Genomic DNA, 21654 nt, shown 5'->3' with positions numbered 1-21654 from the left:
GTGTAGGGGGTGACAGATCCTACTGATCGGGAGAAGTGAGGTACGACATGGGCAAGATCGTCGTGATCGAGCACCTGACGCTCGACGGCGTGATGCAGGCCCCCGGGCACCCCGACGAGGACCCGCGTGACGGGTTCCGGCACGGCGGCTGGGCCACGGCGGCGCAGGACCCGGCCATGCAGGAGGCGATGGGCGCCCGCATGACGAGCGAGTGGTCGCTGCTGGCGGGGCGCACGACGTACGAGCAGTTCGCCTCCTACTGGCCCCGCCAGGCGCCGAACCCGTTCACCGACGCGCTCAATCGGGTGACGAAGTACGTCGCCTCCACGACGCTGGCCGAGCCGCTGCCCTGGCAGAACTCCACCCTCCTCAAGGGTGACGCCGCCGAGGCCGTGGCCGGGCTGAAGGAGGAGGTCGCCGGGAACCTGGTGGTGTTCGGCAGCGGGGTGCTGGTCAGGTCGCTGATGGCGGGCGGCCTCGTGGACGAGCTCCTGCTGCTGATCCATCCGCTCACGCTCGGGTCCGGCCGCCGGCTGTTCCCCGGCTCGGGCAGCGTCCTGACCGCGTACGAGCCGGCCGGCGCCACGATGACGGGCACCGGCGTGCTCGTCGCCACCTACCGGCCCCGCTGAGGTAGCAGGGAGGTCGATGGTCGACCGGCGGCCCATCCATACCATGGATAGGTGAGCAAACTGGATCTCAATCTGGTCGTCGCGCTCCGCGCCCTGCTGGAGGAGCGGAACGTCACCAGGGCCGCCGCCCGGCTCAACCTCAGCCAGCCCGCGATGAGCGCGGCCCTGGGCCGCCTCCGCCGCCACTTCGGCGACCCCCTGCTGACCCGTACGGGCAACGTGTACGAGCTGACCCCGCTCGGCTCGACTCTGCGCGACCGCAGCGCGACCGCGTGCGACCTGCTGGAGCGGGTCTTCGCCACCCAGGCGCGCTTCGACCCCGCCGTGGAGTCCAGGGAGTTCACGCTGCTCTGCTCCGACTACGGGGCGGCCGTCTTCGGCGCCGAGCTGGCGCGCGTGCTGCACGAGGAGGCGCTCGGCGTCCGCCTGCACCTCACGCAGAGCGGGCCGGCGCTGGTGGAGAACGCCGCCACGGTGCTGAGCACGGTGGACGGGCTGCTGCTGCCGCACGGCATCATCGACGGCCTGCCGACGGTCGAGCTCTACAGCGACCGGTGGGTGTGCCTGGTCGACGAGAACCATCCGGGCGAGCTCACGGTGGACGACCTCAACCGGCTGCCGTGGGCGGTCTACCAGCGGCCCTACGACGCGCCGGTCACCCGCCAGCTCAGCATGCTCGGGGTCAGCCCCCGGGTGGAGGTCGCCTCTCCCACGTTCGCGCTGCTGCCGCTGCTGGTGCAGGGCACGCGGCGGGTCGCGCTCATCCAGGAACGGCTGGCCCGCCTGACCGTCGGCACCGCCCGCGTACGCGTCCTGCCCTGCCCGTTCCCCGCCGTCCCGGTCCAGGAGGCGCTGTGGTGGCACCCGGTGCACACCCATGACGCGGCGCACGTGTGGCTGCGCGAGACCGCCACCCGCGTGGGCCGCCGCCTCCAGGAGCAACCCGGGGACGGATGACGGTCAGGGCCTCTTCCGGGTCGGCCGCGCCGGTCAGGCGGCCGGCGCGGACCACGCCGTCCTCGATCCCCGCGCCGCGCCCTGGCCCGGGTGCGGGGTCACGGCGTGGACGGCGTCTCCGACCGGCGCGATCCGGCCGTGCCCGTCAGCCGGGTCAGGGCCTGGCGCAGGCCGGCGGGGTCGGTGCCCGCCCAGCCCACGTAGCCGTCCGGGCGGACGAGCACCATCGGGCCACCGGGCACGGCGGGTGCCGCCACCCGTACCCGGTCCGCCCAGCCGGTGACGTCGGCGTCGCCGAGCAGGACCGGGCGCCGGCCCCGCAGCGCCTCGTACAGGCGGCCGCCCCCGGCGAGCGGCACGTCGGCGGCGCGGGTGCCGACCAGCTCGTGCGCGCCGTCGGGCGCGGGGTAGGCGTAGCCGATGCCGCTGAGCTGCCCGGTGACCTTCGTACGGATCTTCGGGATGGACAGCGCGCCTCGGGCGGCGAGGCCGCGGACCGCGCGGCCGGCGGACGACTCGATCATGGCGGCCCGGATGAGGGCGCCGCTGCTGCGCAGCACCGAGCGGCCGACCGGGTGCCGCTCGGACTGGTAGGTGTCGAGCAGGTCCTCGGGCGCGCCCCGCAGCACGGCGGCGAGCTTCCAGCCCAGATTGGCCGCGTCCTGCAAACCGGTGTTCATGCCCTGGCCGCCGGCGGGGGAGTGGACGTGCGCCGCGTCCCCGGCCAGGAAGGCCCGGCCCACGCGGTAGTCCGGAACCTGCCGCTCGTCGCTGTGGAAGCGCGACAGCCAGCGGGCCTCGTACATGCCGAAGTCGGTGCCCAGCGCCCGGGTGGTGACCTCGCGGACCTCCTCCAGGGTGAGGGGCACGTCGTCGGGCACCACATGGCGACGGTCCCAGGCGAAGACCCGGTGGTAGCCGTCCCCGAAGGGCGCGACGAACGCGAAGGCGTCGCCGACACCGTTGACGCTCAGCAGCTCGTCCGGCTGCTCGGCGAGCTTCACGTCGGCGAGCATGATGGACTGCAGGACCGACTTGCCGGGGAACGGCTGCCCGAGCGCCCGGCGTACCGCGCTGTGGAAGCCGTCGGCGCCGACGAGGTAGGCGGCGCGGCGGGTGCCGTCCGTGGTGGTGACCGTGACCCCGGTGCCGTCCTGGCTCAGGCCCACCACCTCGGTGTCGTGCACGATCTCGGCCCCTGCCCGCAGCGCCCGCTCCAGGAGCAGGTTCTCCACGTTGTACTGGGGTGTGATCAGCAGGTAGGGGAAGCGGCTCGGCAGCTCGCCCAGGTCGACCTCCACCCGCTCGAACAGCCGCACCCTGCTGAGCGCGGCGCCCATGGGGACGAGCGGGTCGGCCAAGCCACGCGCGTCGAGCTGCTCCAGCGTACGGGCGTGGACGCCGAACGCGCGGGAAAGGTTGGAGACCCGTCCGTCGCGGCGCTCCAGCACCGTGACGGCGATCCCGGCCTCCGCCAGGTCGCCCGCGAGCAGGAGCCCGGTGGGTCCCGCTCCGACGACGATCACCTCGGTCATGACGTCTCCTCCATGGGTGCTCAGTAGTAGGCGCGCATCAGTTCGGTGGCCCAGGCCGGTTGCACGGTCTCGCCCTGGGGGCCGAACTCCGCCATGTAGGGCTTGATGTCCAGCACCGGGCTGCCGTCCACGGCGTCGAGACCGCGTACGTGGAGGTCGAGGCCGTCCACGGCGAGCAGGCGGCAGCGGGAGACGCCCAGCCGGTTGGGGCGGTTCTTGGCCCGCTGCGCGAAGATGCCGACCGCCGGCCAGTCCGGGTTCCCCCGGGGCCGGCGGGCGGAGGTGTGCACCGAGGACGGGTCCACGAGATGGAATTGGTACACCACCTCCAGGTGCGAGAAGGTGTCGAGCCCGGCCAGGGCGTCCGGCCCGAAACGGGAGCCGTCGAGGCGGATCAGCGCCTGCTCGGTGTTCCAGTCGTCGTCGAACGCCTCGGTACGCCCGCCGACGACCGTCCCCACGGGCTCCACGACGATGGCCTCCACGGTGATCCTCCAGGTTTGTGGTGTGCTGGGCTGTGGTTCACGACCGTACGGGGTGCGCGCCCCGGGCGGATCAGTCACGGTGACCGGAGCCGCGCGGGGTGGCCGCCCGCCGGTTAGGTAGGGTCGGGGCATCATGATCGGGCGGGATGCGGAGATCGTCCTCCTCAGCGGGATGATCGCCGAGTCGCAGGCCGGGCGGGGCGGCGCCGTCGCGGTGTTCGGCGAGGCCGGGATCGGCAAGTCGGCGCTGCTGGCCGAGGTGGCGCGCGGGGTGCCGGACGATGCGCTCGTGCTGCGGGCCACCGGTGTCGAGGCCGAGTCGGAGCTGCCCTTCGCCGCCCTGCACCTGCTGCTGCGCCCCGCCCGCCACCTGATCGCCGGCCTCCCCACCGCCCAGCGGGCGGCGCTGCTGAGCGCGTTCGGCGAGGGCCCCACAGAGGCCCACCCGGGGGAGCGGCCGGGCGCGCGGGCGCATGGGCGGTCGGAGGAGCCGGTGGAGGCGCCGTCGCACGCGCCGGCGGAGGTGCCGCCAGACGGGCCGGTGGAGGCGCGGGCGGGTGCTCCCGATCGGTTCCTCGTCGGGCTCGCGGTGCTGACGCTGCTCGCCGACCTCGCCGAGGAACGCCCGCTGCTCTGCCTGCTCGACGACGTTCAGTGGCTGGACCGCGCGTCGCTGGACGCGCTCGTGTTCGCCGCGCGCCGGCTGGCGGCCGAGCGGATCACCATGATCTTCGCCGGCCGCGACGGCGCGGAACCGGCCGTGAACGGCCTCCCCGAACTCCGGCTGGCCGCACTGGACAGGCCCGACTGCGAGCGGCTGCTGGCCGGGCACGCGGCGGGCCTCACCGCGGAGGCGCGTGACCGGGTGATCGAGGAGGCCGAGGGCAATCCGCTGGCGCTCCTGCACTTCTCCGGGATCCTGACCCCGGAGCAGCGGGCCGGGCACCTGGCGCCGCTGCCCCTGCAACCGCCGGGGCCGTCCCTGACCGGGCGGCTGGAGCAGTCGCTGCGCGCCGCGGTCCGGCGCCTGCCCGAACGTACCCGGCTGCTGCTCCTGGTCGCCGCCGCCGACGGATCGGGCAGCCTGCGGCTCGTACTGAAGGCGGCGCAGGCTCTCGGGGCCGGGCCCGAAGACCTGGAGCCCGGCGAGCACGCCGCCCTGATCGAGGTCTCCGGCGACCGGTTGCGCTTCCGCCACCCCCTGGTCAAGGCCGCCGCCTATCAGGAGGCGTCGCTCGCCCGGCGTACGGCGGTCCACCGCGCGCTGGCCGGTGCCCTCGGCGGCGACGATCAGGCCGACCGCAGAGCCTGGCATCTGTCGGCCGCCGCGCTCGAACCCGACGAGGAGATTTCGGCGATCCTGGCCGCGGCCGGAGCGCGGGCCGCCGAGCGGGGCAGCAACGCCTCGGCCGCCACCGCGTACGAGCGGGCCGCGCAGCTCACCGTCGACCGGGAGCGGCGCGCCCGCCGGCTGGCCGCCGCGGCGCAGGCGGCGCTCGGCGCCGGGCAACTGCCCCGCGCCGCGGCCGCCGCGGAGCGGGGCCGCCGCCTGACCGCGGACCCGCTGGTGCTGGCCCGGCTGGCCAGCGTACGGGCGGCGGTCGAGGCCGAGCAGGGCGATCCGGCACCGGCCGCGCACCTGCTGATCGCCGCCGCCGAGGGCGTCGCGCTGATCGCGCCCGCCGAGGCGGCCTCCCTGCTCGCCACCGCCGCCGGCGACGCCTGGTTCGCCGGAGACCGAGTCGCGCTCAGCCGCGCCGCCGACCTCCTGGAGTCGCTCGGCACCGCCAAGGAGCCCGTCGGCACCGACAAGAAGCCCCTTGCGACCGACGCGGGACCCCTCGCGACCGACGCGGAGTCGCGCCCGCCCAACGAGGAGTCCCACCCGACCGGCGCGGGGCCCCGAGTGGACGGTGTGGAGGGCCGGTTGGCCGGGGTGGTCGCGGCCGTGCGTGGGATGGAGCGGGTGGCCGCCGGGGATCCGGTCGCGGGCGTGCCGCTCCTGCGGGCCGCTCTCCCGGCGGTGGACGTGACCGATCGGATCGCCGGGACCTACGCCGTGTTCGGCGCTCTCATGACCGGCGACGACGACGCGGCCTGCGAGCGGGCCGAAGCCCGGGTGGACGACTGCCGCCGCCGGGGGCTCGTCGGCGCGTTACCGCACGCCCTGCAACTGCTCACCCAGGCGCAGATCCTGCGCGGCAGGCACGCCGAAGCCGCCGAGTCGGGAGCCGAGGCCTGGCGGATCGCGCACGACACCGGGCAGGCGGGGCGGCTGCGGCACCTGCACGGCATCCTGGCCCGCCTGGCCGCCGTACGGGGCGAGGACGAGGAGTGCCGGCGGCTCGCCGCCCAGGCGGAGGGCACCGCTCAGGAGCGCAACGGCTCCGGCTGGGGCGGCTGCGCGCTGACCCTGCTCGACCTGGTACGAGCCCGCTACGAGGCCGCGGCCGAGCGGATGGCGCGAATTCTGGACGGCCCGCTCGGCCACACCGTGATCGTCACGTTCGCCATCGCCGACCACGTCGAGGCCTGCGCCCGGCTGAACCGGCCGGACCGGGCGGCCGAGGCGTTCGCCCGGTTCGACGCCTGGGCCGGGGCCAGCGGCCAGCCGTGGGCGGCGGCGGTCGCGTACCGCTGCCGGGCCCTGCTCGCCGCACGCGGCGAGAGCGAGGCGCACTACGACGCGGCGCTCGCGCTGCACGCCCGGGGCGGGCGGCCGTTCGAGCAGGCGAGGACCCGGCTCCTCTACGGCGAGTGGCTGCGCCGCGCCCGCCGCCGCGCCGACGCCGGTACGCAGCTGCGCGCCGCGCTGGAGGGCTTCACCGCGCTGGGCGCCGCACCCTGGGCCGAGCGGGCCCGCACCGAGCTGGCCGCGGCGGGCGTGCACGCGGCCGAGCCGAAGCGGGCCGCCGGGAGCGCGGCGCTCGGCACGCTGACCCCTCAGGAGCTCCAGGTCGTCCGGCTGGCCGCGGCGGGGGCCACGAACCGGCAGATCGGCGCCCAGCTCTTCCTCAGCCCCAGGACCGTGGGCTTCCATCTCTACAAGGCGTATCCCAAGCTGGGCGTCTCCTCGCGCGCCGAGCTGGCGGGCATCGACCTCGGCCCGCCCGCGTGAGCCCGCCCTGGACCCTCAGTCGCGCAGCGTGGCGCCGCCGTCGATCGCCCACGTCTGGCCGTTGACCCACTCGGCGTCGTCCGACAGCAGGAACGCCACCGCCGCCGCCAGGTCGGAGGGCTCGCCCAGCCGCGGGCTGCGGGTGATCCGCAACGCCATGGCCTTGAACTCGTCATCCAGCCTGGACAGCGCGGTCTGGCTGAGCACCAGGCCGGGTGCCACGCCGTTGCACCGGATGCCTTCCTTGCCCCAGCGGGTGGCGATGTGCCGGGTGAGGGTGTTGACGCCCGCCTTGGAGGCGGCGTACGCGGCGCGTACCGGCTCGGGCGTGTTCGCCGCTCCGGAGGAGGTGTTCACGATGGCGCCGCCGCCCTGCTCCAGCAGCAGCGGGATGACCGTACGGCAGGTGAGGGCGTAGCCGATCAGGTTCACCTCGAACGTGCGCCGCCAGATGGCGGGGTCCATCGCGGCCACGTCGCCGTCGCGGTCGAGGGTCTCCACCGACACTTCCGCGCCCACGTTGAACAGGCCGTCGACGCCGCCGTAGGCGGCCACCGCCCGGTCGAACAGGGCACGTACGGACGGCTCGTCGGCCAGGTCGAAGGGGACGGCCACGGCGGTGCCGCCGGCCTCGGTGATCAGTTTGACGGTCGCCTCGGCGCCGGCCGAGTTGATGTCGCCCACGACCACCTTGGCGCCCTCTTCGCCCAGCCGCGCGGCGGTGGCCGCGCCGATGCCGGAGGCGCCTCCGCAGACGACGATTCGCTTACCCGTTAAACCGCGCATCGAGCTCTCCTGTCGTGTCGTGGGACGTGGATCTTGGAGCGTGCGTGGAACGGCAGACCTTTCCTCTCTACGGCCTCCGCCGGGCATGGTCAACCGGCCCACGCCATCCGGGAACGCCGCCGCCGCGAACAAGGGAGGGGGAAACGATCGTCGGAGCGGAGGGTGCTCGTGGGCACGGGGGACGGATGCGCGCAACAGATCACGGTCGGCCGGGCGGGGGAACTGCCCGCCTGGCTGCTCGACGGCATGTTCAGGCTGCGCCACGAGGTGTTCTACGAACGCCTCCGCTGGGACGTCGGCAGCATGCACGGCCGCGAACGCGATTCCTACGACGACTGCGATCCGGTGTACGTGATCAGCTACCTGGAGGGCTGCAGGGAGGTCACCGGATGCTGCCGGCTGCTGCCCACCGACGGGCCCTACATGATCCGCGACGTCTTCACCGAGACGCTGCGCGGCGGCCCGGCTCCCCGCGATCCGGCCGTCTGGGAGCTCAGCCGCCTGGCCACCGGCCGCGCCTGGTCGCGTTCCGCGACGGCGGGGTTGGGCCCGCTGGCCCGGACGCTGCTGCGGGAGGCGTTCCGCCGGGTCGACCGGCACGGTCACACCGTCGTCGCGGTGTCCAGCGTGGCCCTGGAACGCAGCGTCAACGCGATGGGCATCCCGACCCACCGCCTCGGCGACGGCCGGGCGACCCGGCTGGGCAGGCTGCTCTGCGCGGCCTACGCCACGTCGACCCGGGATTTTCTGGAGAAAGTGCTCCCCGCTCCGGCAGGGCTGCTGAGCTGCGCGGATGGCCACGTGACAGACCTGGAGTAAGCGCCTTTCACCCGGCCATGGGGATAATCCGGTTGAACGAGTGAGTACTCGCTCATTACGCTGTTCGTCATGAACAGAAGGCGAAGGGTGCCTGCCATGGCGCCGGAAGACCGTCGTGCCGCGCTCATCGCCGCCACGCTCCCCCTGCTGCGCGAACACGGCACCGCGCTGAGCACCCGCCAGATCGCCGAGGCCGCCGGCGTGGCCGAGGGCACGATCTTCGGCGTGTTCCCCGACAAGGCCTCACTGCTGCGGGCGGCGCTGATGAGCGCCTTCGACCCGCAGCCGGTGGTGGACGCGCTGGCCGCCATCGGCGCCCACCTGGAGCTGCGCGCGCGGCTGCGCGAGGCGGTCTCGATGCTGCGCAAGGGGATGGCCGCCAACGCCAACCTCATCGCCGCGCCCAGGGAACTGCTGGCCGACGACGCCGAGTTCGGCGAGCGGATGGTGGAGAGCCGGCGCCGCATACACGCCGCGCTCGCCGCCCTGGTCGAGCCCGACCGCGACCGGCTGCGCCGCTCTCCCGAGGCCACGGCGCAGCTGCTGCTCATGCTGGTCGCGGTGAGCGTGCACCGTGCCTTCGGCCAGGCCGGCGAGTTCGGAGACATGGACGACGAGGAGATCGTCTCCGTGCTGCTCGACGGGCTGCTCGTGCGGCCCGTTCCCGATCCTTCGACAGAAAGCCCCTCGTGATGCTGCTCCGCCTCCTGCGGGTCCAGCTCAGGCCGTACGGGAAAGAGATCACGCTCGTCGTCCTCTTCCAGTTCGTCCAGACGCTGGCCACGCTCTATCTCCCCACCCTCAACGCCGACATCATCGACGACGGTGTCGTCAAAGGCGACACCGGTTACATCCTGCGCATCGGGCTGGTGATGCTCGGGGTGACGCTCGTGCAGATCGTCTGCTCGGTCGTGGCCGTCTACTACGGCGCCCTGATCTCGATGTCCCTGGGCCGGGACCTGCGGGCCGCGATCTTCGACCGGGTGCAGGACTTCTCCGCCCAGGAGGTCAACAGGTTCGGCTCGCCGTCCCTGATCACCCGGACCACCAACGACGTGCAGCAGGTCCAGCTGCTCGTGCTGCTGACGTTCACGATGATGGTGACCGCGCCGATCATGTGCGTCGGCGGCATCGTGCTGGCGCTGCGCCAGGACGCGGCGCTGTCGTCGCTGCTGCTCGTGGTGCTGCCCGTGATGATCGCCATCGTGGGCCTGATCATCTGGCGGATGCGCCCGCTCTTCCGCACCATGCAGGAGCGCATCGACCGGATCAACCAGGTGCTGCGCGAGCAGATCACCGGCATCCGGGTCATCAGGGCCTTCGTCCGTGACAGGCACGAGCGCGAGCGCTTCGGCGTGGCCAACGAGCGGCTGACCGACGTGTCGCTGCGGGTCGGGCGGCTGATGGCGTTGATGTTCCCCTCGGTCATGCTCGTGGTGAACGTGTCCAGCGTCGCCGTGGTGTGGTTCGGCGGCGACCGCATCGCCGACGGGACCATGCAGGTGGGCGCGCTGACCGCGGTGATCTCCTACCTGATGCAGATCCTCATGTCGGTGATGATGGCGATGTTCATGTTCATGATGATCCCGCGGGCCGAGGTCTGCGCCGAGCGCATCGAGGAGGTGCTCGGCACCGAGCCGACCGTCCACCCGCCGGCCACCCCGGTCATCCCGGAACGGCGGATCGGCGAGCTGGAGCTGCGGTCGGTGGGCTTCCGCTACCCGGGCGCCGAGGAACCGGTGCTGAGCGAGGTGACCTTCACGGCGCGGCCGGGCCGGACGACCGCGATCATCGGCAGCACGGGCAGCGGCAAGACCACGCTGCTCAACCTCGTCCCGCGGCTGTTCGACGCGAGCGCCGGCGAGGTGCTGGTCGACGGCGTCGACGTACGCGACCTCGACCCCACCATGCTCGCCCGCACCGTCGGCCTGGTCCCGCAGTCGCCCTACCTCTTCTCCGGCACCGTCGCCTCCAACCTGAGGTACGGCCGGCCGGACGCGACCGACGAGGAGCTGTGGCGCGCCCTGGAGGTGGCCCAGGCCCGCGAGTTCGTCGAGGCGATGCCCGGCGGCCTGGACGAGCCGATCTCCCAGGGCGGCACCAACGTCTCCGGCGGCCAGCGACAGCGCCTGGCCATCGCCAGGACCCTGGTGCACCGGCCGGAGATCTACCTGTTCGACGACTCGTTCTCCGCCCTCGACTACGCCACCGACGCCCGGCTGCGCGCCGCGCTGGCCGAGGAGATCGCCGACGCCACGATGATCATCGTCGCCCAGCGGGTGAACACCATCCGCGACGCCGACCGCATCCTCGTCCTCGAGGACGGCCGCGTGGTCGGCAGCGGCGACCACGCGGAACTCATGACCACCTGCCCGACCTACCGGGAGATCGTCTTGTCCCAGCTCACCGAGCAGGAGGCGGCGTGACGACCGAGGCGCCCGCGCGCCGCCCCCAGCCCGCCTTCGGCCCCGGCAGGATGATGTCCGGGCCCGCCGAGAAGGCCCTCGACTTCGGCGGCACCCTCCGCCGCGTGCTGCGGCTGCTGCGCCCCGAGCGCACGCTGCTGATCGTCGTCCTCGCCCTCGGCACGCTCAGCGTCGCGCTGACCGTGATCGGCCCCAAGATCCTCGGCCACGCCACCGACCTGATCTTCTCCGGCATCATCGGGGCCCAGCTGCCCGCGGGGGCCACCAAGGAGGAGGCCGTGGCGGGGCTGCGCGCCCGGGGCCAGGACACCTTCGCCGACATGGTCTCGTCGATGCACGTCGTGCCCGGGCAGGGCATCGACTTCACCGCGCTGGCCGTGGTGCTCGCCTGGGTGCTGGCGATCTACGTGGTGGCGGCGCTGCTCGGGATCGTGCAGTTCCGGCTGACCACGACCGTCGTGCAGCGGGCCGCGTCCCGGCTGCGCGAGCGGATCGAGGCCAAGCTGGGGCGGCTGCCGCTGAGCTACTTCGACGACCAGCCGCGCGGCGAGATCCTCAGCCGCGCCACCAACGACACCGACAACATCGCCCAGACGTTGCAGCAGACGATGAGCCAGCTCATCTCGTCGGCCCTGACCGTGGTGGGCGTGCTGGCGATGATGTTCTGGATCTCGCCGATCCTGGCGCTCATCGCGCTGGTCACGGTGCCGGTGTCGGTCTACGTCACCGCCGTCGTCGGCAAGCGGTCGCAGCCTCAGTTCATCAAGCAGTGGTCGTCGACCGGCAAGCTCAACGGCCACATCGAGGAGATGTACGGCGGGCACACGCTGGTCAAGGTGTTCGGCCGGCAGAAGGAGGCCGCCGAGACCTTCACCGAGCACAACCAGGCCCTGTTCACCTCCAGCTTCCGCGCCCAGTTCATCTCCGGCCTCATCCAGCCGGCGATGATGTTCATCGGCAACCTCAACTACGTGCTGGTCGCCGTGGTGGGCGGGCTCAGGGTGGCCTCGGGCTCGATCTCGCTGGGCGACGTGCAGGCATTCATCCAGTACTCGCGGCAGTTCAGCCAGCCGCTGACCCAGGTGGCCGGCATGGCGAACCTGGTGCAGTCGGGCATCGCCTCGGCCGAGCGGGTCTTCGAGCTGCTGGAGGCGCCCGAGCAGTCCGCCGAGCCCGCCGAGCCCGCGCGGCCCGCGCAGGTCAGGGGCCGCGTCGCGTTCGAGAACGTGTCCTTCCGCTACAAGGAGGACCGGCCGCTGATCGAGGACCTGTCGCTGACCGTGGAGCCCGGCCAGACGGTGGCCATCGTCGGCCCCACCGGGGCGGGCAAGACGACGCTGGTCAACCTCATCATGCGCTTCTACGAGGTGACCGGCGGCCGCATCACGCTCGACGGCGTCGACATCGCCGAGATGTCCAGGGAGGAGCTGCGCGCCAACATCGGCATGGTGCTGCAGGACACCTGGCTGTTCGGCGGCACGATCGCGGAGAACATCGGCTACGGGGCGGAGGGCGCCACGCGCGAACGCATCGAGGCCGCCGCGCGGGCCGCCCACGTGGACCGCATCGCGCTCACCCTGCCCGACGGCTACGACACGGTGATCGACGAGGAGGGCGCGACGGTCAGCACGGGCGAGAAGCAGCTGATCACGATCGCCCGGGCGTTCCTGTCCGAGCCGGCCATCCTGATCCTGGACGAGGCGACCAGCTCGGTCGACACGCGGACCGAGGTGCTCATCCAGCGAGCCATGAGCTCGCTGCGCCAGGGGCGTACGAGCTTCGTGATCGCCCACCGCCTGTCCACGATCCGCGACGCCAGCCTGATCCTGGTCATGGAGGACGGGCGGATCGTCGAGCAGGGCACGCACGAGTCGCTGCTGGCGGCGGGCGGCGTCTACGCCGGGCTGTACTCGGCCCAGTTCGCCCAGGCCATCGTGGAGGTCGACTAGAGCGCCCGGCACGGGCCCCGCGTGGGTCCGTGCCGGGCGGGCGCTCACCAGCGGTCCCAGTGCAGGACCTCCTCGCGCGGGATGCGGCGGGCGGGCCTGAAGTCGGTGCCGACGGTGTAGGCCAGCGGGATGAACGCGGCCAGCATGACCTCGTCGTACGGAACGCCGAGCACCTGGGCCAGCTCGCGTTCGAGCGGTCCCTGCGCGGTCGTCCAGACGGTGCCCAGCCCGCGGGCACGGGCGGCCAGCATGAAGCTCCACACGGCGGGCAGGATCGATCCCCACGCGCCGGCCTGCACGCTCACCGGGGCGCGGTCGGTGCGCCCTTCCACGCCGGGGATGACGAACGCGGGCACGCGGTGGATGTTCTCCGCCAGATGGCGCAGGCCGTCGAAGACCCGGCCGGTGGAGCCGGGGTGGTAGCCCATCCGCCAGTGGTCACGCTCGGTCAGGGGCTGGCCGGTGGCCAGGGGCAGGGCGCGCAGGAAGAGGTCGGCCACGGCCCGCCGCTGCCCGGTTTCGGTGACCACGAGGAAGTGCCAGCGCTGGCGGTTGCGCCCGGTCGGCGCCTGTACGGCCAGGTCCACGCACTCCTCGATCAGCTCCCTGGGCACCGGCCGGGTGAGGTCGAGGCGTTTGCGCACGGCCCGGGTGGTGCTCAGCAACTCGTCGGGGGTGAGGTTCAGCGTCACGGCGGGTCTCCTCGGTCGATGTCATCATCTGGGAACAAACAATTTGCTGGCAGATGATTTGGACCGTACGGCCACCAATCGTCTGCTGTCAAACAATCTGTGAGTAGATGGACCTGCGGTAGGGTGGGATCATGGCGACCAGCAGGGCGGCCGGGCGGGTGCGGCCGGCGTATTTCCAGCAGCTCGCGGCCGAGCGCCTCGACATCGCGCTGTGCCGGGCCTCGGCCGCCGTGGCGCGCGCCGCCGACGCGCACGCGGGCGAGGAGGGGCTGGGGGTCGGGCAGCACCTCGTGCTCCAGATGCTCGACGCCGTCGGCCCCTGCTCCCAGCAGGCGCTCAGCGAGGAGCTGCGCATCGACCGGAGCGTCATGGTCGGCGTCTGCGACGACCTGGAGCGGGCCGGCCACGTGCGCAGGGAGCGCAACCCCGACGACCGGCGCTCCTACGCCGTCACCATCACCGCCGCCGGCCGCCGCCGGCTCGCCGCCGCCCGGGCGTCGATCCCCGCCTTCCTCGACGACACCTTCTCCGCGCTCACCCCCGACGAGCGCGACCAGCTCGGCGCGCTCCTGGCCAAGCTCCTCTGACGAGCTCGGAGAACGTTCAAGGCCCTATTGGCAACCGCCGCGCGCGGCTGTCTACGTAGTCATAGCCACGGATCCTCATGGCTCCCTGGTCCCGGACGCCGGGCCGTGGACGGGGTCGCCTCGACCGGTGCCACCGCGACGGACGGGCGGCGGCTGCGGGGTGCCTGCGCTTACGGTGAGGACCAACGTCCCACGGATCGGGGACCTCGGTCCCGCGCGCCGGGGCACGCGCCGCGCGAGGCTGGAGGTGAGAGCGGAGGAGGCGCGTGATGACCAGGCACATCGTGGTCGGCGTGGACGGGTCCGCACCCGCGGCCGCGGCCGTGGAGTGGGCGGCGGAGGACGCCCAGCGCAGAGGGTCGGCCGTACGGATCGTGCACATCTGCGAGCAGTGGCGTTACGGCTCCCACGGGGTCGAATACTGCCAAGGGACGCTGGGCGCGGCGGCGGACCGGGTCCGTGCCCTGACGCGCGACGTCGAGGTGAGCACCGACCTGCTCATCGGGAACGTGGTCGACACCCTGATCGCCGAGTCGGCGACCGCGGACAGCGTGGTGCTGGGCAGCCGGGGGCTCGGCGGGTTCGCCGAGATGCTCCTGGGCTCGGTCGGCCTGGGCGTGGCCGGGCACGCCACCGGGCCGGTGGTGATCGTCCGCGGGCCTTCCGTGGTGCGGCACGGACAGGTGATCGTCGGGTACGACGGGTCCGAGCACTCCGAGGCCGCCATGCTGTACGCCGTCGACCAGGCCCGCGCCCGCGGCGTTCCGCTGCACGTGGTCTACGCCTGGCAGATGCCGGCCTTCTCCCCGTACGCGATGGCCTACAGCACCATGCTGTCGGACCTCTTCGAGGAGGAGACCCGCGCGGCGGCCGAGCGCGTGGTGCCGTGGCGCGAGAAGAACCCCGACGTCACCATCACCGACGACCAGGTGACCGGCCACCCGGTGAACGCGCTGATCCAGGCGGGCGGCACGGCCGACCTGGTGGTCGTGGGCTCGCGCGGCCTGGGCGGCTTCGCCTCCGCGGTGCTCGGCTCGGTCAGCCACGCGGTCCTGCACCACCTGACCTGCCCGATCGCCGTGGTACGCCCGCGCGCGAAGTGACCCTGACCACCCGCGAAGCCGCCGTCCAGCCCGGGCCGGCCCGCCGCCCACGGGCCGTGCTCGCGGCGAGAAACCGGGTGACCGTTGGGGTTGGCGTACGCCGGCGTGGTAACTTCGCCGACACCATCCTCGACTGGCCCTGGCCGGAGTGAGCGCGCAGGAGACCTGGTGGTCAGGGCCCCGGCCGGTACAGCCCGACCTGGCGGTAGACGGCCTTGAGGTAGTCGAGCATCTCGGCGGCGTCCGGCGGGTCGGGCTGGAGCACGCGCCAGGTCACCGCCCCGGACATCATGTCGATGAGCACGTCCAGGTCCGCGTCGGCCGCCACGGTGCCGTCCTTCTGGGCGCGCCGCAACATGGCGACCGCCAGCTCGCGGCGCGGCAGTATGTGGTGCTTCCAGTAGACGGCCATCAGCTGCGGGTGGCTGACGGCCGAGCCCATCATCCGGGCGGCCATGGCGCGGAACGCCGGAGTGGCGGCCATCTCCGCCGCCGCGGGGAGGAGGCGTTCGATGATCTCCTGGGGCGTCAGGGCCTCGACGTCGGCGGGCGAGGGGGTCAGGTCGGCGCTGACCGCCTGCTCGACGGCCTGGGCGATCAGATCCTCCTTGGTGCTCCAGCGGCGGTAGACGGTGAGCTTGCCCACCCCTGCCCGCTTGGCGATCTGTTCCATGCTGGTGCCCTCGACCCCGCGTTCGACGAACAGCTCGAGCGCGGCGCGCAGGATCGCGGCGTCGGTCTCGGGGTCGCGGGGGCGTCCGCGCCCTCGGGCAGCGGTCAAGCGAGTGCTCCGTCCAGCCATCGGGTGATCTCGGCGGGGCCGCCCTTGCAGGCCAGATGGGCGTCCGGGCGTACGAGCATATCGGGGAGCGGGCTCGCCGGGCGGAGGTGGACGACCCGCTCGCCCAGCCGCCGGCGGGCCGTCTCGAACAGGTCGTGGCCGCCGAGGACGGCCCAGTGGCCGCGCAGCTCGGCGTGCAGCCGGGTCGGGGTGCCGTCGGGGCGCTCGCAGGCCACGTCCGGGATCCGGTCGCCGGGCCGCGGCCGGCCGCCGCGTCCGCCCAGCGGGCCGCGCCGGTAGCTGACCCACAGCTGGGAGGTGGTGTACGTGGCCCAGCGCTGGAGCCAGGACAGGCCGAACACCGGCACCATGATCCGGTCACGCAGGAACCGGCCGGCCGGGCTCGCGGCGATGTTGAGCTTGGTGACGGCGGTGCTGCCCCGCAGGACCTGGGTGGCCAGGGGGCGGCGCTCGGCCTCGTACGTGTCCAGCAGCCGCTCGCCCGCCCCGCCCCCGACGACCAGGGCCAGCTTCCAGGCGAGGTTCTCGGCGTCGCCGAGCCCGGTGAGCATGCCCTGCCCGCCGAACGGCGCGTGCACGTGCGCGGAGTCCCCGGCCAGCAGGATGCGGCCGCGCCGGTAGGTGTCGGCCAGGCGGCGGTGCACGCTGAACAGCGACCCCCACGTGGCATCCAGCAGCCGGATGCCGGGCAGGCCGGTCCGCTCGGGCAGGATGCGCCGCATGCGCTCGACGATCTGCTCCTCGCCCGGCTTTTCGTCGCGGAACGTCGCGTCGTAGGCCAGCAGCCGCCACTGGTCGCCGGGCATGGGCATCAGGCCGATCATGCCGTCGGGGTGCACCCAGCCGCTCGTCCCGGAGCGGTCGAGCGTCGTGTCGAGGCGGGCGTCGACGAGCAGGAAGCGCTCGCTGACCTTGACCCCGGGAAAGCCGATGCCGGCGAGCTTGCGCACGGTGCTGCCGGTGCCGTCGCAGCCGACCAGCCAGCCCGCCCGCACGGTACGCCCGTCGCCCAGCACGGCCGTGACCCCCGAGCCGTCCTGGTCGGCCGCCACCAGCCCGGCGTTCCACTCCGGCCGCCCGCCCAGCTCGGCCAGCCGGTCGCGCAGGCGCGCCTCGACCCGGGCCTGGGAGATCACCATCGGGGGAGCGGCGGTCCGCAGGCCGGGGTCGCCGAACCGGACGCGCATCATCGGCCGGTCCCCGGCGTACGTGGTGATCGTCATCGCCCGCACCGACTCCTCGGGCAGGCCGCCGAGCGCGTCCAGCCGGTCCAGCACCTCCGAGCCGCGCGCGTGCACGAAGTTGGCCCTCGACGTGGTGGCCGGTCCCTGAGCCTGGTCCACCACCCGTACCGAGACGCCGTGCTGCAGCAACGCGCACGCCAGTGCCAGCCCCACCGGCCCGGCACCGACGATCAGGACCTCGGTGTCCATGGAGACCTCCGATTTGTTTACGGAACGGTACCGTAAACAAATAACACGTAAGCAGATGCCGGGTCCAGCACGGTAGATTTCAGAGCGCGGGCGCAGGGTCGTGGCGCCTCACGGGGCTCTCCGCCCGGCGGGTCGCCGCCCGGCTCTCCCTGGCCGCGGACGCGTCCCTGGCCCCCGACCAGGTTCGCATCCTGCGCCGTCCCGACGTGGGACGGTGAACGTTTGGGCCTCAGCCCCCGACTGAGGCGTGACCATATTATGGCTAGCTGTCCGCTTTGTATAGATATCAGCGGAATTCGTGAGACGAGATGGTGACACCCGTCTCCCGCAGCGCGGCGATGAGCGGTGCGCCCCGGTCGAGCGCGCGGAAATGCCGCACTCCACCACCCTCCAACTCGACGAACGCCCACCCCCGCCGAGACAGAGCAAATCCGGCACCCCGCTCCTCCCCGCCTCGCTGAGTATCCTTGACCGGGTCGCCGAGCGCGCGGCCGCGAAGGGAACGGGGCATGCGTCGCTACTCACGTGTCGTGGTCAAGCTCAGCGGCGAGGCGCTGGCGGGCGAGGCCGGGTGGGGCACGGACCCGGAGAGCCTGACCCAGCTGGCGAACGAGATCCTCTCGGTGCACCAGCTCGACGTCGAGATCGCCGTGGTGATCGGGGGCGGCAACTACTTCCGCGGGAGGATGGCGCAGGGCTGGGGCATCGGCAGGGCGGAAGCCGACAACATCGGCATGCTCGGCACGGTCATGAACGCGCTCATGCTCCGCGGCGTGCTGACCGGCCGCTCGGACACGGACGTACGGGTCATGACCGCGATGCCCATGGAGAGCGTGGCCGAGCCCTTCATCCGGCTCCGCGCCGACCGGCACCTGCGCCGCGGCCTGATCGTGCTCCTCGCCGGCGGCATCGGCCAGCCGTACGTGACCACCGACTACCCGGCCGTCCAACGGGCCCTGGAGCTCGAGGCCGACGCCCTCCTGGTGGCCAAGCGCGGGGTGGACGGCGTGTACGACAGCGACCCCAACGCCAACCCGCACGCGAAGCGCTACACGAACTTGACCTACCGGGAGGCCCTCGCGGCCGGCGTCCGGGTCATGGACCAGAGCGCCTTCGTGCTCGCCGACGAGCAGGGCCTCCTCATGCACGTCTTCGACGTGGCGGCCAGGGGTGTCATGCGGGCGATCTGCGAGGGCGAGGACGTCGGCACCCGCATCACCAGCGACACCACGGCACGATGAGCGAAGCGGATCTCGCTCGCCGGGTCGGCGCCGGTTGCAGGCTGACCGGCCGGTTCGTCCTGCGCTCGGGGCGCGTGGCCACGGAATACTTCGACAAATACCAGTTCGAGGCGGACCCCGTACTCCTGGACGAGCTGGCCTCTTCGATGGCGCCGCTGGTCCCTCCGGAGACCGAGGTGCTGGCCGGCCTGGAGATGGGCGGCATCGCGGTGGTCACGGCGCTGGGCCGGCGCACCGGGCTGCCGTGCGCGTTCGTCCGCAAGACGGCGAAGCCCTACGGCACCGCCCGGCTGGCCGAGGGCGCCGAGGTCAAGGGGCGGCGAGTCCTGGTCGTCGAGGACGTGGTGACCTCGGGCGGCCAGATCGCGATCTCCACAGGTCAGCTGCGCGAGCTGGGAGCCCGGATCGACCACGCCCTGTGCGTCATCGATCGGCAGGAGGGCGGCGCGCAGGCCCTGGCCAAGGAGGGGATCAGCCTCCTCGCGCTCCTGACCCGCTCGGACCTGGACCGATCCTGAGGGCCCGCGATCGCCGATCGCAGTTGTTAGGACATGAAGAAGTCGATGACGTCGTCCCCGTACGGGTCCCGGGCCGTCCCGCCGCGGCCGAAGCCTTGATGGACGCGCCCGTGTTGCAGCTAAACAGGGTGGGCACTGCCACCGCTGTCATCGGGTACCCCTCGCCCCGCCGCCAGATCGCCTGCACAACGACGGGCCTGCGGGTCAGGTCGGTGCAAATCCCCCAGTGAATGGTCATCCCGCCGCACTTGGGGTCGAGCTGCCGCCGAGCATCTGCCTGAAGGGTTTCGACACCTTGAACAGCCGTGCAAAGGTGGTCGTGCTGCGGTAGCCCCACGTCGTGACGGCACGGTCGTTGGCGTCGCGAAGGGTGAGGCCCACCTTGCTGCTGACCGCCGAGCTAATCTTGGCCAAATCGGGCCGCCTTGCGGTCACCGACCCCAGCGTCCGCTTATCCGCAGGTCATCTGGCACAGCGCGTTACCAAAGTGACCTTTGTCACACTGTCAAGAATGTAACGCTCCGTAAGCTGCGGCGACGTCGGCGCAGATCCGGGAAGTCACCCACCGTGCGGAGCGTCGACCGTCGCAAGATCTAGGCCGCCGTTGATCTCTCGGCTATACATGTTTTGATCTCCTTTATCTCGATCTTATGGAGCGGTCTACCGGAGAAGCCGCTTCCCATTTGCCGGCGCGCGGCCCGGCTGTCTGGAGTGGTGACGCATGGAACTTTCGCGTGCCCGATTCCGGGTCGATTCCATTTCCCCGAGAAGCGTTTCCACGCCGACCACATGCGGCCGCTGGCGTGTCCGGATGATGGTCCTGATGGTTTCGGTGCTCATTCCGAGCCTCCTTCAGATGGTGACCATGCCCGTGTTGGCGGACCCGGTCCCCACGCTTCTCGACATTCCCGCATCGTCGCCTGCGGGCAACTCTGGCAGCATTCCCGTCCAGCAGTCGGGAACCGCCCGGAACCTGCCCCACCTCGTAGGAACCGAGGCGACCCAGACCGGTTTGAAGGCGAGTTTCCCCGACGGGGGCGACGGCGGGCGCCCAAAGGACGCCCTGCCTTTGGAGAAGGCGCATGAAGTTTCGGAGGAGCCGGCGGAGGATGGGCTCAAGAATCCGCCTTCGCTGCCCTCCGATGAGCCGGGGGAAACGGAGACCGCGGGATCCGGAGGCGGCCGGGCGATTCAGCCGCCAGCCATCGGACGGGCTGCGGTACGCAAATTCCGATTTGCCGCAGGAAAAGAAAACCGAACCGCGAGCGCGGCCGAACCCACGGTGAGTTCGTGGAATTCCACCGGCACCCGGAGCCAGTCATTCTGGACATATTCCAGCACGACACCGTCGTTCTCCGGGTACGTGGTGGACGCAGACGGCCGGTCCATGGTGCTGGGCGTTGAGATCGAGCACGATCCGTCGGTGCCAGCTCAGGGCAGTGGTGTGATCTGGGCTTGGAACGGGACGACATCCGCGGCGGCCGGGACTGGTGTCTGGGTCCACAGCGGTGCGGTGCCGGCGGGCAAGCTGCAGGATGGCTGGTTGATCCGGTGGCGCGTGCGGGGCGTCGCCACGGGCGGGGTGGCCGGTCCTTGGTCGCCCTGGCAGGCCGGAAAGATCGATACGAGCAAGCCAGCGGTGACCTCGTGGAACTCGACAGGAACCCTGACGCACGGGCAGTGGATCTTTTCCAATGTGACACCGTCGTTCTCTGGTTATGTGACGGATTCGGATGGCCGGGCTGTGGTGTTGGGTGTGGAGGTCGAGCACGATCCGGCGGTGCCGGCTCAGGGCAGCGGTGTGATCTGGGCCGGGAGCGGGACGACATCGGCGGCGGCCGGGAACGGCGTGTGGTTGGGCAGCGGTGCGATGCCTTCCGGGAGGCTGCGGGACGACTGGTCGATCCGGTGGCGGGTGCGCGGCGTCGCGACCGGCGGGGTGGCGGGGCCATGGTCGGCCTGGCAGGCCGGGAAGATCGTCACCAGCAAGCCGACGGTGTCGTCGTTGAACTCCACGGGGACCCAGGGTGAGTCGTTGTGGACGTATTCGAATCTGATGCCGTCGTTCTCTGGTTACGTAACGGATCCGGACGGCCGCGCTGTGGTGTTGGGTGTGGAGGTCGAGCACGATCCGGCGGTGCCGGCTCAGGGCAGTGGCGTGATCTGGGAGGCGAACGGGACGACGTCGGCGGTGGCGGGGGGCGGTGTCTGGTTGAGCAGTGGTGCGGTGCCGGCGGGGAGGTTGCGAGACGGTTGGTTGATCCGGTGGCGGGTGCGGGGAGCCACGACGGGCGGGGTGACGGGACCCTGGTCGGCCTGGCAGCAGGCACGGGTCGACACGAGCAAACCCACGGTGTCGTCACTGAACTCGACCGGCGGGCTCGGTGACGGCGAATGGGTTTATTCAAATGTGACACCGTCGTTCTCCGGTTATGTGACGGATCCGGATGGCCGGGCTGTGGTGTTGGGTGTGGAGGTCGAGCACGATCCGGCGGCGGCGGGTCAGGGCAGCGGTGTGATCTGGGCCGGGAGCGGGACGACGTCGGCGGTGGCGGGGGGCGGTGTCTGGTT

At 72.1% G+C, this 21654-nt stretch carries 19 protein-coding genes; 12 read left to right on the top strand and 7 right to left on the bottom strand.

The genetic code is table 11. The annotated features are described in order from the left end of the window. Nucleotides 1-47 precede the first annotated feature (47 nt). Both ACTWPW_RS46035 and ACTWPW_RS46030 read left to right on the top strand, forming a co-directional pair. Entirely contained in the window at nucleotides 48-632 is a 585-nt protein-coding gene (locus tag ACTWPW_RS46035) for a dihydrofolate reductase family protein (protein WP_375113776.1), read from the top strand. A gap of 51 nt (nucleotides 633-683) precedes the next feature. Beyond that, nucleotides 684-1589 carry a LysR family transcriptional regulator gene (locus tag ACTWPW_RS46030; RefSeq protein WP_443172463.1) on the top strand — a complete coding sequence of 302 codons (906 nt, stop codon included), beginning with the start codon at nucleotides 684-686 and terminating at the stop codon, nucleotides 1587-1589. Between the two features lie 98 nt (nucleotides 1590-1687). Here the strand turns inward: ACTWPW_RS46030 and ACTWPW_RS46025 are convergent, their stop codons facing one another. Continuing rightward, nucleotides 1688-3124 carry an FAD-dependent oxidoreductase gene (locus ACTWPW_RS46025; RefSeq protein ID WP_443172462.1) on the bottom strand — a complete coding sequence of 479 codons (1437 nt, stop codon included), beginning with the start codon at nucleotides 3122-3124 and terminating at the stop codon, nucleotides 1688-1690. A 20-nt stretch (nucleotides 3125-3144) separates the two neighbouring features. Further along, nucleotides 3145-3609 (bottom strand): SAM-dependent methyltransferase, encoded by a 465-nt coding sequence (locus ACTWPW_RS46020; RefSeq protein ID WP_375113773.1) that lies wholly within the window; start codon nucleotides 3607-3609, stop codon nucleotides 3145-3147. Nucleotides 3610-3742: 133 nt separating this feature from the next. Here ACTWPW_RS46020 and ACTWPW_RS46015 point away from each other — a divergent pair, with 133 nt between their 5' ends. Then, complete coding sequence (locus tag ACTWPW_RS46015; protein WP_443172461.1) at nucleotides 3743-6727, top strand: helix-turn-helix transcriptional regulator; 2985 nt, start codon at nucleotides 3743-3745, stop codon at nucleotides 6725-6727. 15 nt (nucleotides 6728-6742) lie between these two features. Here ACTWPW_RS46015 and ACTWPW_RS46010 read toward each other — a convergent pair whose 3' ends face one another. After that, nucleotides 6743-7513: an SDR family NAD(P)-dependent oxidoreductase gene (locus tag ACTWPW_RS46010; protein WP_443172460.1), complete on the bottom strand. Its 771-nt coding sequence runs from the start codon at nucleotides 7511-7513 to the stop codon at nucleotides 6743-6745. 168 nt (nucleotides 7514-7681) lie between these two features. On the opposite strand from ACTWPW_RS46010, the gene ACTWPW_RS46005 reads away from it, so the two are divergent. The 4 genes from ACTWPW_RS46005 to ACTWPW_RS45990 all read left to right on the top strand — a co-directional run bounded on the left by ACTWPW_RS46005 (nucleotide 7682) and on the right by ACTWPW_RS45990 (nucleotide 12707). Beyond that, a complete protein-coding gene (locus ACTWPW_RS46005) occupies nucleotides 7682-8332 on the top strand; it encodes an acyl-homoserine-lactone synthase (protein WP_443172459.1) in 651 nt (216 codons plus the stop codon). 96 nt (nucleotides 8333-8428) lie between these two features. Continuing rightward, a complete protein-coding gene (locus tag ACTWPW_RS46000) occupies nucleotides 8429-9025 on the top strand; it encodes a TetR/AcrR family transcriptional regulator (RefSeq protein WP_375113769.1) in 597 nt (198 codons plus the stop codon). After that, nucleotides 9025-10758, top strand: a complete 1734-nt coding sequence (locus ACTWPW_RS45995; RefSeq protein ID WP_375113868.1) for an ABC transporter ATP-binding protein — start codon at nucleotides 9025-9027, stop codon at nucleotides 10756-10758. The genes ACTWPW_RS46000 and ACTWPW_RS45995 overlap by 1 nt, the downstream gene beginning before the upstream one ends. After that, nucleotides 10755-12707 (top strand): ABC transporter ATP-binding protein, encoded by a 1953-nt coding sequence (locus ACTWPW_RS45990; protein WP_443172458.1) that lies wholly within the window; start codon nucleotides 10755-10757, stop codon nucleotides 12705-12707. The genes ACTWPW_RS45995 and ACTWPW_RS45990 overlap by 4 nt, the downstream gene beginning before the upstream one ends. A 44-nt stretch (nucleotides 12708-12751) precedes the next feature. Here the strand turns inward: ACTWPW_RS45990 and ACTWPW_RS45985 are convergent, their stop codons facing one another. Beyond that, the gene (locus ACTWPW_RS45985; protein ID WP_443172457.1) at nucleotides 12752-13399 is read right to left on the bottom strand and encodes a nitroreductase family protein; all 648 of its coding nucleotides are present in this window, start codon (nucleotides 13397-13399) and stop codon (nucleotides 12752-12754) included. Nucleotides 13400-13530: 131 nt separating this feature from the next. Here ACTWPW_RS45985 and ACTWPW_RS45980 point away from each other — a divergent pair, with 131 nt between their 5' ends. Next, nucleotides 13531-13986, top strand: coding sequence for a MarR family winged helix-turn-helix transcriptional regulator (locus tag ACTWPW_RS45980; RefSeq protein ID WP_364136305.1), 456 nt, complete (start codon nucleotides 13531-13533; stop codon nucleotides 13984-13986). A gap of 269 nt (nucleotides 13987-14255) precedes the next feature. Then, nucleotides 14256-15089: a universal stress protein gene (locus tag ACTWPW_RS45975; RefSeq protein ID WP_443172456.1), complete on the top strand. Its 834-nt coding sequence runs from the start codon at nucleotides 14256-14258 to the stop codon at nucleotides 15087-15089. Between the two features lie 172 nt (nucleotides 15090-15261). Here the strand turns inward: ACTWPW_RS45975 and ACTWPW_RS45970 are convergent, their stop codons facing one another. Both ACTWPW_RS45970 and ACTWPW_RS45965 read right to left on the bottom strand, forming a co-directional pair. Further along, nucleotides 15262-15870, bottom strand: coding sequence for a TetR/AcrR family transcriptional regulator (locus ACTWPW_RS45970; protein ID WP_375113765.1), 609 nt, complete (start codon nucleotides 15868-15870; stop codon nucleotides 15262-15264). Next, complete coding sequence (locus tag ACTWPW_RS45965) at nucleotides 15867-17324, bottom strand: FAD-dependent oxidoreductase (protein ID WP_443172455.1); 1458 nt, start codon at nucleotides 17322-17324, stop codon at nucleotides 15867-15869. The genes ACTWPW_RS45970 and ACTWPW_RS45965 overlap by 4 nt, the downstream gene beginning before the upstream one ends. A 509-nt stretch (nucleotides 17325-17833) precedes the next feature. Between ACTWPW_RS45965 and pyrH the strand changes: the two genes are divergently transcribed. Together pyrH and ACTWPW_RS45955 are read left to right on the top strand one after the other, a co-directional pair. Further along, nucleotides 17834-18565, top strand: a complete 732-nt coding sequence (gene pyrH, locus ACTWPW_RS45960) for a UMP kinase (RefSeq protein ID WP_375113763.1) — start codon at nucleotides 17834-17836, stop codon at nucleotides 18563-18565. After that, the gene (locus ACTWPW_RS45955; RefSeq protein ID WP_443172454.1) at nucleotides 18562-19083 is read left to right on the top strand and encodes an orotate phosphoribosyltransferase; all 522 of its coding nucleotides are present in this window, start codon (nucleotides 18562-18564) and stop codon (nucleotides 19081-19083) included. The genes pyrH and ACTWPW_RS45955 overlap by 4 nt, the downstream gene beginning before the upstream one ends. 234 nt (nucleotides 19084-19317) lie before the next feature. Here the strand turns inward: ACTWPW_RS45955 and ACTWPW_RS45950 are convergent, their stop codons facing one another. Next, entirely contained in the window at nucleotides 19318-19518 is a 201-nt protein-coding gene (locus ACTWPW_RS45950; protein WP_443172453.1) for a hypothetical protein, read from the bottom strand. Nucleotides 19519-19894: 376 nt separating this feature from the next. On the opposite strand from ACTWPW_RS45950, the gene ACTWPW_RS45945 reads away from it, so the two are divergent. After that, a partial coding sequence (locus tag ACTWPW_RS45945) for a hypothetical protein (protein WP_443172452.1) occupies nucleotides 19895-21654 on the top strand: 1760 nt, incomplete at its 3' end.

This window comes from Nonomuraea sp. KM90, from assembly GCF_052246675.1.
In the GTDB taxonomy this organism is placed as follows: Bacteria; Actinomycetota; Actinomycetes; order Streptosporangiales; family Streptosporangiaceae; genus Nonomuraea.
The sequence above is the reverse complement of the archived record's forward strand: the minus strand, read 5'-3'. Positions and strand labels throughout refer to the sequence as shown.